Source organism: Novosphingobium aerophilum (genome assembly GCF_014230305.1).
Classification (GTDB): domain Bacteria; phylum Pseudomonadota; class Alphaproteobacteria; order Sphingomonadales; family Sphingomonadaceae; genus Novosphingobium; species Novosphingobium aerophilum.
Genome location: NZ_JACLAU010000010.1, coordinates 44,098 through 59,247, shown reverse-complemented (window position 1 = coordinate 59,247; position 15,150 = coordinate 44,098). Strand labels below are relative to the sequence as shown.

The following is a 15,150-nucleotide window of genomic DNA, read 5'->3' as shown; positions in this document are numbered from 1 at the left end:
GGGGTCAATCGGATTGTTGCGGTTGACGGCCCGGTTTGCCCAATCCCACTCGACTGACCCCGGAGTTGCGTGCGACTTGGCAGCCCCAGAGCCCTTTGTCAGAATTCGGTCTGATGAACCGGGACAAATGGTCGCGATCGCCATCGCTCCAGCATCAGGCACCAAGCCGCTTCGCCACCTGAACGGAGCCGCGTTCTGCAGGTGGATTTTTCTTCCGAGGACCCGTATGGCCAGAAAGCTCCGGAATACCGGGATTTTCCACCCGGACTCCAGACTAGATGGTCCAGTTTTGGACAGGAGGATGGAGCGGGTAGCGGGAATCGAACCCGCATAGCCAGCTTGGAAGGCTGGAGCTTTACCACTAAGCTATACCCGCAGGCACCGGAGTGCAGGCGAGTGCGCTTGCCACTGCGGACGGGGTGTCGTCAAGTCGATCTGCTGCGCGGTGGGTGCGCGGTGCGGTCAGTGGCCGGGAAAGGCCATCAGTGCGGCGACGGTGACACCGGCATCGGCCAGGCGGGCGGCGCCGCCCAGGTCCGGCAGGTCGATGACGAACAGCGCGTGATCCACCCGGGCGCCCGCCTGGCGGAGCAGCGCCGTGGCGGCGAGGGCGGTTCCGCCGGTGGCAATCAGATCATCGATGATCACCACCCGCTGGCCGGGCGAAACGGCGCCCGGATCGATCTCCAGCCGGTCCTGCCCGTATTCCAGGGCATAGTCGATCCCCAGGGTCGGGACCGGAAGCTTGCCCGGCTTGCGCACCGGGACGAAGGGCAGGGCGAGCCGCGCGGCGACAGCGGCCCCGAAGATGAAGCCGCGCGCCTCCATCCCGGCGACGGCCTCGGCGCCAGCCGCCTGGGCGCGGTCGGCCAGGTGGCGCACGCTGTGGGCGAAACCGGCGCCGTGGCCAATCAGGGTGGTGATGTCGCGGAACAGGATGCCGGGCTGGGGGAAATCCGGGATCGTCCGGACCAGCGGCTTCAGCTCATCGGGGCTCAACGCGTTCCTCCCCTGTGTTTGCTCCAAGCGAAAGGCCCTCCGCATCGGGGATGCGGAGGGCCATTTCCCTGGCAGTGGCCGTCAGGATCAGTGACCCTTCTTGCCCGCCCAGATGTTGCGGTAGGCCATATAGGCCAGGGTGGTGGCGAAGAGCAGGAAGCCCAGCACCGCCCAGCCGGTCTGCTTGCGCTTGTCGAGCTTGGGCTCGGCGGTCCAGGTCAGGAACGCCGACACGTCCTGCGCCATCTGGTCAACCGTGGCCTTGGTCCCATCGGTATAGGTCACCTGGTCATCCGAGGCGATCGGAGCCGGCATCGCGATGTTCAGGTTGGCGAAGTAGGGGTTGAAGTAAAGGCCATCCGGCGTCTTGGCATCGGGGAACAGCTTGAGCAGTTCCTGGCCCTTCTCGTTCTTGTAGCCTTCCTGTTCGGCATAGCCGGTCAGCAGCGAGGCGACATAGGCGGCGCCGCCGTGACGGGCCTTGGTGATCAGCGAGAGGTCCGGCGGATTGCCCTGGCCGGCATAGACGACCGGCGGGAAGTGGTCGGTGGGCAGGCCGTCGCGGGTGTTCACCTCACCCGTGGCCGGGTTGTAGACCGGGATCTGGAAGCCCTTGGCGACCGCCTTCACCTCGTCGTCGTTGTAGCCGATCGCCTTCAGGTCACGGAAAGCGACCTGCTTGAGCGCGTGACAGGCGGCACAGACTTCCTTGTAGACCTTGAAGCCACGCTGCAGCTGCTGCTTGTCGAAGGTGCCGAAGGCGCTGTCCGACGAGAAGCTGTAGTGCTTCGGGTGCTGGTGGAACAGAGCCTCGGCCGTCGCGGCCGGCGGCTCCTTGATGAACGAGGCGGCGCCGTTGCCGAAGGACCACAGCAGGGCGAGCGAGAAGAACGCCCCGACGAGGATCGAGATGATGCGGATCATGGGTCTGTCTCTTTCCGTCTCGCTGCGGCTCAGTGCGCCGCCGCCGGGGCGAGCGTGGCCGATTCATCCTTGCCGAGGACGGCTTCGGTGATCGAGAACGGCAGCGCTTCGGGCCGCTCGATCGCCGAGACGATCGGCAGGATGATCAGGAAGTGGGCGAAGTAATAGATCGACGCGATCTGGCTGATCATCACGTAGGGTTCGGCCGCCGGCGCACCGCCGCAATAGCCGAGCACCAGCACGTCGATCACCAGCGCCAGGTAGAACTTCTTGAACACCGGGCGGAAATGGCCGGAACGAACCGGCGAGCGATCGAGCCAGGGCAGGAAGAACCACACCAGGATCGCGCTGAACATGGCGAGCACGCCCATCAGCTTGGCCGGAATGATGAAGAAGTCCGAGGTGAAGGCGCGCAGGATCGCGTAGAACGGCCAGAAGTACCATTCGGGCACGATGTGCGCCGGGGTGCTCATCGCGTTGGCCGGGATGTAGTTGTCCGGGTGGCCGAGCGCGTTGGGGAAGAAGAACAGCATCGTGCAGTAGCCGAGCAGGAACACGCCCAGCCCGAACCCGTCCTTCGCCGTGTAGTACGGGTGGAACGGCACGGTGTCGCTCTCGGTCTTCACCTCGACCCCGGTCGGGTTCGACGAACCCGGGATGTGCAACGCCCAGATGTGCAGGATCACGACCGCGGCGATCACGAAGGGCAGGAGGAAGTGCAGCGAGAAGAAGCGGTTCAGCGCGGCATTGTCCGGCGCATAGCCGCCGAGCAGCCAGATCTGGATCGGCTCGCCGACCAGCGGGATCGCGCCGAACAGGCCGGTGATCACCTTGGCGCCCCAGAACGACATCTGGCCCCAGGGCAGCACGTAGCCCATGAAGGCAGTGGCCATCATCAGCAGAAAGATGACCACGCCGAGCAGCCAGATCATCTCGCGCGGGGCCTTGTACGAGCCGTAGAAGAAGCCGCGGAAGATGTGGGCATAGACCACCACGAAGAAGGCCGAGGCCCCGTTGGCGTGAGCGTAGCGCAGCATCCAGCCCCAGTTCACGTCGCGCATGATGTGCTCGACCGAATTGAAGGCGACATCGGCATTGGCCGCATAGTGCATCGCCAGGATCACCCCGGTGACGATCTGCAGCATCAGGCAGAAGCCGGCGAGCACGCCGAAGTTCCACGCATAGTTGAGGTTGCGCGGCACCGGATAGCCCGCACCGACCGCGTTGTAGACGAAGCGCGGCAGCGGCAGCTTTTCGTCAAGCCACTGCGTCAGCGCATTGGCAGGCTTGTATTCGTTGGCCCAGGGGAAGCTCATGGTGGTGACCTCAGCCGATCTTGACGATGGTGTCGGAGGTGAATGCGTACTCCGGAACCTGAAGGTTCTTCGGAGCCGGACCCTTGCGGATGCGCGCGGCCGTATCATAGGACGAGCCATGGCAGGGGCAGAAGTAGCCGCCGAACTCGCCCTTCACCTCGCCCTCGCCGGCACCCAGCGGCACGCAGCCGAGGTGGGTGCAGACGCCCATGGTGATCAGCCAGTTTTCCTTGCCTTCCTTGGTCCGCTGCTTGAGCGTCTCGGGATCGCGCAGGCTGGCGACGTCGACCTTGTTGGCGGCCTCGACCTCGGCCGGGGTCAGGTTGCGGATGAACACCGGCTGCTTGCGGAACATGCCCTTGATCGCCTGGCCGGGCGCGATCGCGCTGACGTCGATCTCGGTCGAGCTTTCGGCCAGCACGTCGGCCGAGGGGGCCATCTGGCTGACCAGCGGCAGCAGCGTGATGACACCGCCGACGCCGGCGGCACTGACCGCGGCAATGTTGATGAAGTCGCGCCGACGCACCCCTTCCCCTTCGGGAAGTACGGCTTCAGTGCCCGCATGATCTGACATGGTTGACCTTGCCCTGCTCTAGCGGCCCGCTCCGGCTGGTGCCGGGCCGGGCCCGTCGAAGTATTCGGTCGATGTTCCGGGTGACCGCAGACGGCGCGATTGCGCCTTTTTCAGCCGTTCCCGGTCCGACTTGGCCGGCCTGATAGACGCGAAACCAAGCCCTGCCAACCGCATTTTTACCGGCCCCGCATAGGCCTCTTGGTGCCGCGAGGGGAGTGTCCTTCAGGGCAGGGCAATCGCGGAAATCTGCCGGCCATAGGCGGGTTCGCCGCGGTGCGTGGCGCGGCGGAACGAGAAGAACCGCGACTCCTGGGCATAGGTGTCCTCCCCGAGCCGCTCGACCCGACCCACCCCGGCCGCGGCCAGGCGGTGGGCGACATAGCCTTCCAGATCGAACTGGGCATGGTCGGGGCGGCCGGGCGCGAAGAACCGTCCGTTGGCGGGATCGGCAGCCAGGAAGCGGGCCTCGAATCCGGCGTCGACCTCGTAACTGGCCATGGCGATGCACGGCCCGACCGCGGCGACGATCGCTTCGCGCCGGGCGCCCAGGGCCTCCATCGCCATGACGGTGGCATCGGTCACCCCGCCGAACGCCCCCTTCCACCCGGCATGGGCCGCACCGATCACTCCGGCGGTCCGGTCGGCAAGCAGCACCGGCGCGCAATCGGCGGTGACCACACCCAGCAGCAGGCCGGGCCGGTCCGTCACCAGGGCATCGGCCTCGGGCCGGGCGTCGTCGGGCCAGGGTTCGCCCACGGTGACGCATTCGGCCGAGTGGACCTGGTAGACCGTGACCAGCCGCGCCGTCGGCGCGATCGCCGCGGCCGCGCGCTGGCGGTTGGCGCGGACCGTGTCGGGATCGTCACCCGCGCCAAGGCCGACGTTCAGCCCCGCGACCGGCCCGCCGGAGAGGCCCCCGGCCCGTCCGAGGAAGCCGTGCGGCCAATCGCCGAACACGGCGGCCCGCAGGACCTCCACCTCAGCCAAGGCTGCGGCTGACCTGTTCGTAGGTGTCGCGCGAGAGGCGGGGCGCGGCGAGGATCCGCTCGAGCTCGGCGCGCATCAGGGCGGCCCGGCCCGGGTCGATCCGCCGCCAGCGACCCAGCGGGGGCACGAAGCGCGCGGCGGTCTGGGCATTGAGCGGATCGAGCGCGAGGATCAGGTCGGCGATGATCCGGTATCCGGATCCGTCGGCGGCGTGGAACGCCCCGGCATTGGCGGCGAAGGCCATGTAGAGCGAGCGCACCCGGTTGGGATTGGTCAGCGTCATGTCGGGATGCCCCGCAAGGGCGCGGACATGATCAAGCGCCGCAGGGTGGAGCGAGCCCGCCTGGAGCGAGAACCACTTGTCGATGACCAGGGCATCGGCGGCATAGCGGGCGTGGAAATCGGCCAGCTTCTGCGCCCGCAGCGGGGTGTCGAGCCCGCACAGCACCATCATCGCGCCCTGCCGGTCGGTCATGTTGTCGGCCGCATCGTACTGCGCCGCGGCCCGGCGCGCCGCCTCCTCGGGTCGCCCGGCGGCCAGGTAGACCAGGGCCTGGGTCTTGACCTTGCGCGCGCCGCGGGCCGCAGCGTCGAGCGAATAGGGCACCAGGATCGCCCGATCGTGGAGGGCGAGGAAACGGTCGGCCAGGCGGTCGGCCAGCCAGGCCTTCAGCGCCTCGCGCTCGCGGCGGATCGACACCGGATCGGCGGCGGCGACCTGTTCGGCCAGATAGCTTTCGGCGGGCAGGATCAGCAGCTCGCCGCGCATCAGATCGTCCAGCGCGGGATCGTCGAGCACGGCGGCCAGCGCCCCGCCGATCGCCTCGCGCCCGGCCTGGCGCCCGGCCGCGTCGAGCGTGCCATCGATCGCGCCGGTCAGGTGGCCGACGATCAGCCGTTGCAGCGCCTCGTAGCGGGCGAAGGGATCGTCATCGTGGGCGGCAAGGAACACCAGATCGGCGTCCGACTGCCCGGCATCCAGCGCCACCGGGGCCGAAAAGCCGCGGTTGATCGACAGGACCGGCGGCTGCGCATGGCCGGGAAAATCGAACCGCGCCTCGGCCGTGTCGAGCACGACCAGGTGTTCGCCGGCGTGGCGCCCGGTGGCGCGGTCCAGCAGGGCGATGCGCAGCGGGATCGGCATCGGCTGCTTGCTCGGCTGGTCCGGCGTGGCCGGGACCTGCTGGGCCAGGTGCAGCGTGGCGGTATCGCCGGCATGATCGAGCCGGGCCGTGACCCTGGGGGTGCCCGCCTGGCTGTACCACAGGCGGAACTGGGTCAGGTCGAGCCCGGCCCCCTCCTCGATCGCGCGGATGAAGTCCTCGCAGGTTGCGGCCTCGCCGTCGTGGCGGGCGAAGTAGAGGTCGCAGCCCGCGCGGAACCGCTCGGGACCGGCCAGGGTGCGCATCATGCGGATCACCTCGGCCCCCTTGTTGTAGACCGTGGCGGTGTAGAAGTTGGAGATCTCCTGGTACGAATCCGGCCGGATCGGATGGGCCAGCGGGCCCGAATCCTCGGGGAACTGGGCCGCGCGCAGCACCCGCACATCCTCGATCCGCTTGACCGGCTCGGACCCCATCGCGGCGCTGAAAAGCTGGTCGCGCAGCACGGTGAAGCCTTCCTTCAGGCTCAGTTGGAACCAGTCGCGGCAGGTCACGCGGTTGCCCGACCAGTTGTGGAAGTATTCGTGCCCGATCACCCCCTCGACCGCGTCATAGTCGCCGTCGGTGGCCGTTTCCGGATCGGCCAGGACATAGCGGGTGTTGAAGACGTTGAGCCCCTTGTTCTCCATCGCCCCCATGTTGAAATCGGACACGGCGACGATGTTGAACAGATCCAGATCGTATTCCCGCCCGAAGGCTTCCTCGTCCCAGCGCATCGACTGGATCAGGCTGCGCATGGCGTGGGCGGTGCGCCCCTCGTCCCCCGGGCGCACCCAGATCGCCAGCTCGACCGCGCGGCCCGACATCGTGGTGAAGCGGTCCCGGGTGGCCACGAGATCGCCGGCGACCAGCGCGAACAGGTAGGACGGCTTGGGCCAGGGATCGTGCCATTCGGCCCAGTGGGTGCCATCGCCATGGTCCCCGGTGGCGATGCAGTTGCCGTTTGCCAGCAGCACCGGGAAGCGGGCCTTGTCCCCGCTCAGCCGGACCCGGTAGACCGACAGCACGTCGGGCCGGTCCGGATGGAAGGTGATGCGGCGGAAGCCTTCGGCCTCGCACTGGGTGCAGAGCATCCCGCCCGAGGCATAGAGGCCCATCAGCTGGCTGTTGGCCGCCGGGTTGATCGCGGTCTCGATCCCGATCCGGTGTTCGGCGCCCGGCAGGTCGATCACCAGGTCGGCCCCGTCCATCCGCCACGCGTTGCTGGGCAGGCCATCGACCGTCACCGCCCGGGCGGCGATCCCGTCCCCCGCAAGGCGGAGCGGCGCGCGGTCGATGGCGGGGTTGCGGCGCACGGTCAGCTCGGCCCGGACCGTGGTCGCGTCGAGACCCAGCGCAAAGTCCAGCGCCACCTCGGGGACCAGCCAGGCCGGGGGGCGATAGTCGGCCCGGCGAATCACCGGCGGAGGGGTCGGCGCCGTCTCGGCATTGGCGGTCGGGGGGGGAGCGGTGTCGGGCAAGAGATCCATGACCGCCTTCTTAGTGCCTGCTTGCCCGAATGCCAGCCGTGCCCCTATGGAAAGTTACGATGCGGCGTCTGTTCATCTTCGGGCTGGGCTATTCGGCCGGCGTGATCGCCGATCGCTTCACCGCGCAGGGGTGGGAGGTGATGTCCACCGGGCGCCACGGCACGCTGGGCTTCGACGACGAGGGCACCGTGCGCGCCGCGCTGGCCGATGCCGCTGCGGTCCTGTCCTCCGTCCCGCCCGGGGGCGAGGGGCTGGACCCCGTGCTGGACCGCTATGGCGATGCCCTGGCCGGGCGCTGGCTGGGCTATCTGTCCTCCACCGGGGTCTATGGCGACGCGGGCGGGGCCTGGGTCGATGAAAGCGCGCCCACCGGCACCGGCCGGCGCAGCGCCCGCGCCGAATGCGATGCCGCCTGGCTGGCGCGCGGGGCCCGGGTGTTCCGCCTGCCCGGGATCTATGGCCCGGGACGATCTCCGTTTGACCGGCTGCGTGCCGGCCAGGCCCACCGGATCGACCTGCCGGAACAGGTGTTCAGCCGCGTGCATGTCGACGACATCGCCAGCGGTGTGCTCGCCGGGATCGCCGCGCCGCCGGGGGCCTACAACCTGGCCGACGACCTGCCCTGCCCGCAGAACGCGGTGATCGAGGAAGCTGCCCGGCTGACCGGCCTGCCCCTGCCACCGCTGCTGCCGCTCGACCAGGCCGGGCTCTCCCCGATGGCGCGCGCGTTCTATGCCGAGAATCGGCGGGTGACCAACCGCAAGGCCCGCCGCGTCCTCGGCTGGGTGCCGGCCTATCCAACCTATCGCGAGGGGCTGCGCGCGGTCCTTGCCGCCGGCGGTTAGGCCCCCGGGTCAGGTCCGTCTCGCGCTCAGCGCGATCAGCAGCCCGACCATGGCCAGAACCGATCCGGCCGCGGCGAGCAGAGTCCAGTGATAGCCTTCGAACAGGGTCGACAGGATCATCGCGACGATCGGGGTGACCACCGAGGTGTAGGCCGCCCGGCCCGCCCCCATGTCGCGGATGAGCTTGAAATAGAGCGGAAAGGGCAGGACCGAGCCGAAGATCGCCAGATAGACCACCCCGCCCCAGTAGGCCGGCCGCGGATCGATCACCGGGGGTCCGGCGGTGGCCAGGGCCCAGACCGTTTCGAACAGCACGCCCCACAGCATGGCCCAGGTGATGAACGGGATGGTCCCGCAGGCCGCGGCGCGCGGCGTGGCCTGGGCGACGTTGGCGCAGGAGGCGCAGAGCAGCCCGGCCAGTGACAGGACGATCCCCAGCCAGACCTGGTCGGCCGCCGGGGCAAGGCGGATCTCGTGCAGAAGCAGCAGCGCGATCCCCGCCACGGCCACGGCCGAACCGGCCAGGAACCGCCCGGTCACCCGGGTGCCCAGCACCACGGCCGAGAGGATCGCGTTGGGCACCATCAGCAGGGCATAGAGCACCGCGACCAGGCCGGAGGTGAGATAGGCCTCCGAATGGTAGACGAAGTGGTAGTTGGCGAGGAACTGGGTGAGCCCGACCAGCGCCGCCAGGCTCTGCCCGCCGGGCGGCAGGCGCAGCGGCTCGCGGCGAACCGCGGCAAGCAGGACCATGGCCGCACCGGCGACGACAAAGCGCCAGGTGATCGTCCAGGCCGGCGGCACCACGCTGATCTGGTCCTTGATCACCAGCCAGGTCGATCCCCAGACCACCGAGATGATCGCGAACGAGAGGATCGCCCCGGCCCGCGACGCCGGGGCCGCGGCGGGGCCAATCGCCTGCGGCGCGGTCACAGCGCCGCCAGGGCGCGGGCCAGCGCGGTGACGTGCGCGGGATCGCTGTTCCAGGCCGTGACCAGGCGGGCGGCGTCCGGGCCCCAGTCATAGAAGCCGAAGCCCTGCGCGCGCAGCGCGGCGCGCTCGGCCGCGGTGCAGCGCAAGAACAGCTCGTTGGCCTCGACCGGGTGGAGCAGCCGGTCGCCGCAGGCCGTCGCCAGCTCGGCCGCGGCGGCATTGGCGGCGCGGGCATTGTCCAGCCACAGGTCGCGCTCCAGCATGGCCAGGATCTGGGCGGCCAGGAACCGCCCCTTCGACTGGAGGTGCCCGGCCCGCTTGCGCCGATAGCGGGTCACCGCCGCCAGCTCGGGATCGAAGAACACCACGGCCTCGGCCCCCATCCCGCCGTTCTTGACGAAGCCGAACGACAGCGCGGCGACCCCGCCCGCGCAGCTCGCCGCGGCGGGGGTGCAGCCGAGATGGGCCACGGCATTGGCGAAGCGGGCCCCGTCCATGTGCAGCCGCAGGCCGCGCTCGCGCGCCAGGGCTCCCAGCGCCGCGACCGCGGCCGGGCGATAGACCCGGCCATATTCGCTCGCCTGGGTGATCGAGATCGCCTGGGGCTGGACCTGGTGGACATCGGGGCGAATGCCGGCGAGCACGGCCTCGACCGAAGCCGGGGTCAGCAGCGCGCCCTCGCCTTCGGCCAGGAGCAGCTTGGCGCCATGCAGGTAGAACCCGGGGGCCCCGCCCTCGTCGGTTTCGATATGCGCCTCGCGGTGGCAGATGACCGCCCCATGGGGCGGCACCATCGCCCCCAGCGCCAGGCAGTTGGCCGCCGTGCCGGTGGCCACCCACAGGGCCGTGCAGCTCTGCCCGAACAGGGCCGAGAAAGCCTCGTCCAGCCGCGCGCTCCAGCGATCGCCGTCATAGGGCGCATCGGGGGCATCGGCATCGCGCAGGGCCTGCCAGACGGCAGGGTGGACGGCGGCGGCGTTATCGGAGAGGAACTGCATGGGCTTTCGCTGATTGCGAAGAGTGCCCGGCGGGTCAAGCCGACAACCGCCCCGCTGCGCGAAAGGACTAGCCATCATGGATCATCTGGAGATCGTCAGGCTCGAGCAGGGTGGCGTGGGCGAGTATCACGCGCAACTGCCCGGCAGCAGCGAGGTTGCGCGGCTGACCTGGGTCGCGCGCGACGATGCCGGCGGTCCCGTCCGGGTGGCCGAGCACACCCTGGTCCCGCGGGCCTTCGAGGGGCGCGGCGTGGCCGGGCAGCTCGTCGCGGCGCTGATTGCCGACGCCCGGACGCAGGGTTTCCGTATCGTGCCGCAGTGCTCCTACGTGGCGGCCCAGTTCCGGCGCCATCCGGACTGGAGCGACCTGCTGGCCTGACGGCGCCGGGCAGGGTCGGCCGTCGGGCCGGAGCGGTCAGCCCTCGCGGCGCGACAGGCGGCGGCGGTTCGCGGCGACCTGGCGGCGATAGAAGGCCACGCTGCCCCGCGCGGCGCGATGCGGGGTCAGACCGAAGCCGCCCGAGGCGAGGCGCCACGAATGTTCGACCGCGGCCTGAACCTTCTCGCCCAGCATGAGCTCGCCTTCCGCCAGGGCCGAAGCGTCGAGCGCGGCCAGCTTGCCCAGGCGCAACCAGATCACCGCGGCCGATTCGAGCGACAGGCTCCAGGATTCGACCAGCAGGGCGGCGGTATCGCGGGCCAGGTCGAAACCGGCGTCGAGCGCGGCGGACGGAGAGGCAGACATCGGGACAGACTCCGGGCGCCGACGGGCAGGACCGGCCCGGCATAGGCCAGCAGGCCCGGAATGAACAGCGCTGACGACGGGAAAAAGGGAAATGGTGCTGCTGGGGAGGATTGAACTCCCGACCTCAGCCTTACCAAGGATGCGCTCTACCACTGAGCTACAGCAGCACACCATTTCCGCGCGCCGCTGGGGCCTGAGGGCACCGGCGGGCAGGGCGGCGCTAATGGAGGGGCAACCCCGGCTTGTCAAGCCGCGTTCGGCGGCCTGCGACGCCCGGCCTCTTGCCGGAAGCGTCGCCAGGCGGCAGGGAGGGGCGGTGACCGATCCGTCGACCCAACCGGGGCGCGCCGCGCCCACCACCCGCGAGGAGCGCCTGGCCGCCAAGCTGCGCGAGAACCTGCGCCGGCGCAAGGCCCAGGCGCGCGCGCTGGAAACGGGCGAATCGTCCCCCGCCCTTCCCAAACTGGACCCCAGCCGCTAGGGGCTGCGCGGTCCAGTCCTGCCCTCAACCAGCCGGGAGCCTGCCCAACCGTGCCGCGCCTGATCCTTGTCCGCCATGGCCAGAGCCAGTGGAACCTCGAAAACCGTTTCACCGGGTGGTGGGATGTCGACCTGACCGCCCAGGGCGAGGCCGAGGCCCGTGCCGCCGGGGCCCTGTTGGCCGCCAAGGGCGTGCTGCCGACCGTGGCCTTCACCAGCCTGCAGACCCGCGCGATCAAGACCCTGCACCTGGCGCTCGAGGCGGCCGGCCGCCTGTGGATCCCCGAAACCAAGGACTGGCGCCTGAACGAGCGCCACTATGGCGGGCTGACCGGGCTGGACAAGGCCGAGACGGCCGCGCAGCATGGCGACGAGCAGGTCAAGATCTGGCGCCGCAGCTTCGACATTCCCCCGCCGGTGCTGGAGCCCGGCGGCGCGTTCGATCTGGCGGCCGACCCGCGCTATGCCGGGATCGCGATCCCCAGCACCGAAAGCCTGAAGGACACGATCGCCCGCGTCCTGCCCTATTACGAAAGCGCGATCGCGCCCCAGCTCGCCGCGGGCGAGACGGTGGTGGTCGCGGCGCACGGCAATTCGCTGCGCGCCCTGGTCAAGCATCTGTCGGGCATTTCCGATGCCGACATCACCGGGCTGGAAATCCCCACCGGCCAGCCGATCGTCTACGAGCTCGACGCCGCGCTGAACGCGACCGAACGCTATTACCTGTCGGAGCGCTGAGATGAGCCAGCACGCCCCCGTCGCGATCATCATGGGCAGCCAGTCCGACTGGGCCACGATGCAGGGCGCGGCCGAGGTGCTGGACCAGCTGGGCGTCGCCACCGACGTGCGGATCGTGTCGGCCCACCGCACGCCCGAGCGGCTGTTCGCCTTCGCCAGGGGCGCCGCGGACGAGGGCTTCAAGGTGGTGATCGCCGGCGCCGGCGGGGCGGCGCACCTGCCCGGCATGGTCGCCAGCCTGACTCACCTGCCGGTGCTGGGCGTGCCGGTGCAGTCGCGCGCGCTGTCCGGTCAGGATTCGCTCCTGTCGATCGTGCAGATGCCGGCGGGCATTCCGGTCGGCACCCTGGCGATCGGCGAGGCCGGCGCGGTCAATGCCGGACTGCTCGCCGCGGCGATCCTGGCGACTCACGACGAGGGGCTGGCCGACCGGCTGAAGGCCTATCGCGCAGCGCAGACCGCCAAGGTCGCGGAAAGGCCGTCGTGACGCGATGATCCCGCCCGGCGAGACCATCGGCATCCTGGGTGGCGGCCAGCTGGGCCGGATGCTGGCCATGGCCGCGGCGCAGCTGGGCTATCGCTGTCACGTCTATGCGCCCGAAGCCGATTCGATCGCGGCCGAGGTCTGCGCCGCCTTCACCTGCGCGGGCTGGGACGATGCCGCCGCGCTGGCCGCCTTCGCTGCCGACTGCGCGGTGGTGACCTACGAGTTCGAGAACGTGCCGGTGGGCCCCCTCGCCGCGCTGGGCCACACGCCGCTGCTGCCTGGGGCCCGGGCGCTGGAAGTGGCGCAGGACCGCCTTTCGGAAAAGACCTTCGTCTCCGGCCTCGGCGGCCGTCCCGCGCCCTTTGCGGCGGTGGACGACGCCGCCGGGCTGGCCGAGGCGATTGCCGCGATCGGTGTGCCCGGCATCCTCAAGACCCGGCGCGACGGCTATGACGGCAAGGGCCAGTGGCGGATCATGGCCCCGGCCGACGCCGTCGGGCTGGACCTGCCCGCCACGCCGCTGATCTACGAAGGCTTCATCGATTTTCGCGCCGAGTTCTCGGTGATCCTGTGTCGCGCGGCGGATGGCGACGTGCGCTTCTGGGACACGCCCGAGAACGTCCACCAGGGCGGGATCCTGGCCCGGTCGACCGTGCCAGGGTCCACCCTGGTCCGGGACGAGGTGGCCGAGGCTCGCGCCCTGGCCCGGCGGGTGGCCGACGCGCTCGACTACGTCGGCGTGCTGACGCTGGAGTTCTTCGCCACCGAGGCCGGGCCGGTGTTCAACGAAATGGCTCCGCGGGTCCACAATTCGGGTCACTGGACGATCGAGGGCGCGATCACCAGCCAGTTCGAGAACCATGTCCGCGCGATCTGCGGGCTGCCGCTGGGCGACACCGGGCTGGCGGCGCGCGGCGTGGTGATGGACAACCTGATCGGCGATGCCGCGCATGACTGGCCGGCCCTGCTGGCCGATCCCGCCAATCACCTGCACCTCTACGGCAAGGCCGCCGCCCGCCCGGGCCGCAAGATGGGGCATGTCACCCGGCTGGTGCTGGACTGAAGCCGATGGCGCAGGACCTGTTTCTGATCGTCGCGGCCGCGCGCAACGGCACGATCGGCGTCGACGGGCGTCTGCCCTGGCACATTCCCGCCGACCTGAAGCGCTTCAAGGCGCTCACCATGGGCAAGCCGATGGTGATGGGGCGCAAGACCTTCGTCTCGCTGCCCGGACTGCTGCCCGGCCGCCGCCACATCGTGCTGACCCGCGATCCGGCCTGGTCCGCGCCGGGGGCCGAGGTCGCGCACGATCTGGACGCGGCACTGGCCCTGGCCGGCGCGGGCGAGGTGGCGGTGATCGGCGGGGCCGAAATCTTCGCCCTGGCCCTGCCCCGGGCGGCGCGGCTCGAGCTGACCGAGGTCCAGGCCGAGGTGGCGGGGGATACCGTGATGCCGCCGCTGGGGCCGGGCTGGCGCGAGACCTTCCGCGAGGACCACGTCCCTTCGGGCGAGACGCCGGGCCACGCTTTCGTGACGCTGGTCCGCGACCTATAGGCGCCGCGATGATCCGTCTCGACAGCCGCGAACCGTTCCCCGCCGAGCTGCGCGGCGCCGTGCTGGCGCTGGGCAATTTCGACGGCTTCCACCTGGGCCACCAGGCGGTGGTCGGCGAAGCGGTGCGCTGGGCAAGGGCCGAGGGGCGGCCGGCGATCGTCGCGACCTTCGATCCGCACCCCAAGCGCTTCTTCGTGCCGGACGCGCCCTGGTTCCGCCTGACCACGCTGGACCAGCGCGCGGCGCTGTTCGGCGCCGCCGGCGCCGCGGCCATGCTGGTGATCCACTTCGACGCGGCGGTGGCCGCCATGACCGGTCCGGAATGGATCGCCGCGATGCTGGACGAGCGGTTCGGCGTGGCCGGCGTGGTCACCGGCGAGGATTTCACCTTCGGCCGGGCGCGCAGCGGCACCACGGCGGTCCTGGCCGAAACCGGCGCGCGCCACGGCATCGCCGCGCGCACGGTCGGGCCGGTGCTGGACCAGGGCCAGCCGGTTTCCTCGACCCGCATCCGCGCCGCGCTCGAGGCTGGCGACTGCGCCACTGCCACCCGGCTGCTGACCCGCCCCTTCACCGTGCGCGGCGAGGTGCAGCACGGCGACAAGCTGGGCCGCACGATCGGCTTCCCCACCGCCAACCTGCCGATGGGGCACTATCTGCGCCCGCGCTACGGCATCTATGCGGTGCGCGGCCGCCTGCCCGACGGCCGGGTGCTGAACGGCGCCGCCAACATGGGGGTGCGGCCCAGTTTCGATCCGCCCAAGGAGCTGCTCGAACCGCACTTCTTCGACTTTGCCGAGGACCTCTATGGCCAGGTGATCGACGTGGAATTCCACGCCTTCCTGCGGCCCGAGGCGAAATACGACGGGCTCGAGGCCCTGACCGCCGCGATCGCGGCGGACTGTGCGGCGGCGCGGCAACTGCTTACCGCCTGACCT

General features: G+C 70.2%; 17 protein-coding genes and 2 tRNA genes. 8 read left to right on the top strand and 11 right to left on the bottom strand.

Annotated elements, in window-relative coordinates:
• Positions 1 to 302 precede the first annotated feature (302 nt).
• The 7 genes from H7F49_RS08865 to pepN form a co-directional block, all read right to left on the bottom strand.
• Positions 303 to 376 (bottom strand) — tRNA-Gly (locus tag H7F49_RS08865).
• Positions 377 to 462: 86 nt separating this feature from the next.
• The gene (locus H7F49_RS08860; protein ID WP_185683233.1) at positions 463 to 999 is read right to left on the bottom strand and encodes an adenine phosphoribosyltransferase; all 537 of its coding nucleotides are present in this window, start codon (positions 997 to 999) and stop codon (positions 463 to 465) included.
• An 87-nt stretch (positions 1,000 to 1,086) separates the two neighbouring features.
• On the bottom strand, positions 1,087 to 1,923 hold the full coding sequence (locus H7F49_RS08855; protein ID WP_185683232.1) for a cytochrome c1: 837 nt from the start codon (positions 1,921 to 1,923) through the stop codon (positions 1,087 to 1,089).
• A 29-nt stretch (positions 1,924 to 1,952) separates the two neighbouring features.
• Positions 1,953 to 3,239: a cytochrome b gene (locus tag H7F49_RS08850; protein ID WP_185683231.1), complete on the bottom strand. Its 1,287-nt coding sequence runs from the start codon at positions 3,237 to 3,239 to the stop codon at positions 1,953 to 1,955.
• A gap of 10 nt (positions 3,240 to 3,249) precedes the next feature.
• Positions 3,250 to 3,813 carry a ubiquinol-cytochrome c reductase iron-sulfur subunit gene (gene petA / locus H7F49_RS08845; protein ID WP_185683230.1) on the bottom strand — a complete coding sequence of 188 codons (564 nt, stop codon included), beginning with the start codon at positions 3,811 to 3,813 and terminating at the stop codon, positions 3,250 to 3,252.
• 222 nt (positions 3,814 to 4,035) lie between these two features.
• Positions 4,036 to 4,800, bottom strand: a complete 765-nt coding sequence (pgeF, locus tag H7F49_RS08840; RefSeq protein ID WP_185683229.1) for a peptidoglycan editing factor PgeF — start codon at positions 4,798 to 4,800, stop codon at positions 4,036 to 4,038.
• Positions 4,793 to 7,432, bottom strand: coding sequence for an aminopeptidase N (gene pepN, locus H7F49_RS08835; protein WP_185683228.1), 2,640 nt, complete (start codon positions 7,430 to 7,432; stop codon positions 4,793 to 4,795). Before pepN ends, pgeF begins: the two co-directional genes overlap by 8 nt.
• Before the next feature lie 59 nt (positions 7,433 to 7,491).
• On the opposite strand from pepN, the gene H7F49_RS08830 reads away from it, so the two are divergent.
• On the top strand, positions 7,492 to 8,277 hold the full coding sequence (locus H7F49_RS08830; protein ID WP_185683227.1) for a Rossmann-fold NAD(P)-binding domain-containing protein: 786 nt from the start codon (positions 7,492 to 7,494) through the stop codon (positions 8,275 to 8,277).
• Positions 8,278 to 8,286: 9 nt separating this feature from the next.
• Here the strand turns inward: H7F49_RS08830 and H7F49_RS08825 are convergent, their stop codons facing one another.
• Together H7F49_RS08825 and H7F49_RS08820 are read right to left on the bottom strand one after the other, a co-directional pair.
• Entirely contained in the window at positions 8,287 to 9,210 is a 924-nt protein-coding gene (locus H7F49_RS08825; RefSeq protein WP_328806627.1) for a DMT family transporter, read from the bottom strand.
• On the bottom strand, positions 9,207 to 10,208 hold the full coding sequence (locus H7F49_RS08820; RefSeq protein WP_185683226.1) for a threonine aldolase family protein: 1,002 nt from the start codon (positions 10,206 to 10,208) through the stop codon (positions 9,207 to 9,209). Before H7F49_RS08820 ends, H7F49_RS08825 begins: the two co-directional genes overlap by 4 nt.
• 76 nt (positions 10,209 to 10,284) lie before the next feature.
• Here H7F49_RS08820 and H7F49_RS08815 point away from each other — a divergent pair, with 76 nt between their 5' ends.
• The gene (locus H7F49_RS08815; RefSeq protein ID WP_185683225.1) at positions 10,285 to 10,587 is read left to right on the top strand and encodes a GNAT family N-acetyltransferase; all 303 of its coding nucleotides are present in this window, start codon (positions 10,285 to 10,287) and stop codon (positions 10,585 to 10,587) included.
• Between the two features lie 36 nt (positions 10,588 to 10,623).
• On the opposite strand, the gene H7F49_RS08810 is transcribed toward H7F49_RS08815, so the two are convergent.
• Both H7F49_RS08810 and H7F49_RS08805 read right to left on the bottom strand, forming a co-directional pair.
• Entirely contained in the window at positions 10,624 to 10,953 is a 330-nt protein-coding gene (locus tag H7F49_RS08810) for a hypothetical protein (protein ID WP_185683224.1), read from the bottom strand.
• A gap of 92 nt (positions 10,954 to 11,045) precedes the next feature.
• Positions 11,046 to 11,120, bottom strand: a tRNA-Thr gene (locus H7F49_RS08805).
• Positions 11,121 to 11,269: 149 nt separating this feature from the next.
• On the opposite strand from H7F49_RS08805, the gene H7F49_RS08800 reads away from it, so the two are divergent.
• From H7F49_RS08800 to H7F49_RS08775, 6 genes are read left to right on the top strand one after another with little or no spacing between them, the layout of a single operon-like run.
• Positions 11,270 to 11,434, top strand: coding sequence for a hypothetical protein (locus tag H7F49_RS08800; RefSeq protein WP_185683223.1), 165 nt, complete (start codon positions 11,270 to 11,272; stop codon positions 11,432 to 11,434).
• A 50-nt stretch (positions 11,435 to 11,484) separates the two neighbouring features.
• A complete protein-coding gene (gpmA, locus tag H7F49_RS08795; RefSeq protein ID WP_185683222.1) occupies positions 11,485 to 12,171 on the top strand; it encodes a 2,3-diphosphoglycerate-dependent phosphoglycerate mutase in 687 nt (228 codons plus the stop codon).
• A 1-nt stretch (position 12,172) separates the two neighbouring features.
• Positions 12,173 to 12,658 carry a 5-(carboxyamino)imidazole ribonucleotide mutase gene (gene purE / locus H7F49_RS08790; RefSeq protein WP_185683221.1) on the top strand — a complete coding sequence of 162 codons (486 nt, stop codon included), beginning with the start codon at positions 12,173 to 12,175 and terminating at the stop codon, positions 12,656 to 12,658.
• Positions 12,659 to 12,662: 4 nt separating this feature from the next.
• A complete protein-coding gene (locus tag H7F49_RS08785; protein ID WP_185683220.1) occupies positions 12,663 to 13,721 on the top strand; it encodes a 5-(carboxyamino)imidazole ribonucleotide synthase in 1,059 nt (352 codons plus the stop codon).
• Between the two features lie 5 nt (positions 13,722 to 13,726).
• Positions 13,727 to 14,212, top strand: coding sequence for a dihydrofolate reductase (locus tag H7F49_RS08780; protein ID WP_185683219.1), 486 nt, complete (start codon positions 13,727 to 13,729; stop codon positions 14,210 to 14,212).
• Positions 14,213 to 14,220: 8 nt separating this feature from the next.
• The gene (locus H7F49_RS08775; RefSeq protein ID WP_185683218.1) at positions 14,221 to 15,147 is read left to right on the top strand and encodes a bifunctional riboflavin kinase/FAD synthetase; all 927 of its coding nucleotides are present in this window, start codon (positions 14,221 to 14,223) and stop codon (positions 15,145 to 15,147) included.
• Positions 15,148 to 15,150 lie beyond the last annotated feature (3 nt).

Excerpts from the sequence above, each read along its gene's own strand:
- H7F49_RS08810 (WP_185683224.1), bottom strand. The coding sequence starts at position 10,953 with ATGTCTGCCTCTCCGTCCGCCGCGCTCGACGCCGGTTTCGACCTGGCC.
- pepN (WP_185683228.1), bottom strand. The coding sequence starts at position 7,432 with ATGGATCTCTTGCCCGACACCGCTCCCCCCCCGACCGCCAATGCCGAG.
- H7F49_RS08855 (WP_185683232.1), bottom strand. The coding sequence starts at position 1,923 with ATGATCCGCATCATCTCGATCCTCGTCGGGGCGTTCTTCTCGCTCGCC.
- petA (WP_185683230.1), bottom strand. The coding sequence starts at position 3,813 with ATGTCAGATCATGCGGGCACTGAAGCCGTACTTCCCGAAGGGGAAGGG.
- H7F49_RS08775 (WP_185683218.1), top strand. The coding sequence starts at position 14,221 with ATGATCCGTCTCGACAGCCGCGAACCGTTCCCCGCCGAGCTGCGCGGC.
- H7F49_RS08850 (WP_185683231.1), bottom strand. The coding sequence starts at position 3,239 with ATGAGCTTCCCCTGGGCCAACGAATACAAGCCTGCCAATGCGCTGACG.
- H7F49_RS08830 (WP_185683227.1), top strand. The coding sequence starts at position 7,492 with ATGCGGCGTCTGTTCATCTTCGGGCTGGGCTATTCGGCCGGCGTGATC.
- H7F49_RS08785 (WP_185683220.1), top strand. The coding sequence starts at position 12,663 with ATGATCCCGCCCGGCGAGACCATCGGCATCCTGGGTGGCGGCCAGCTG.
- H7F49_RS08780 (WP_185683219.1), top strand. The coding sequence starts at position 13,727 with ATGGCGCAGGACCTGTTTCTGATCGTCGCGGCCGCGCGCAACGGCACG.
- purE (WP_185683221.1), top strand. The coding sequence starts at position 12,173 with ATGAGCCAGCACGCCCCCGTCGCGATCATCATGGGCAGCCAGTCCGAC.
- H7F49_RS08815 (WP_185683225.1), top strand. The coding sequence starts at position 10,285 with ATGGATCATCTGGAGATCGTCAGGCTCGAGCAGGGTGGCGTGGGCGAG.
- H7F49_RS08820 (WP_185683226.1), bottom strand. The coding sequence starts at position 10,208 with ATGCAGTTCCTCTCCGATAACGCCGCCGCCGTCCACCCTGCCGTCTGG.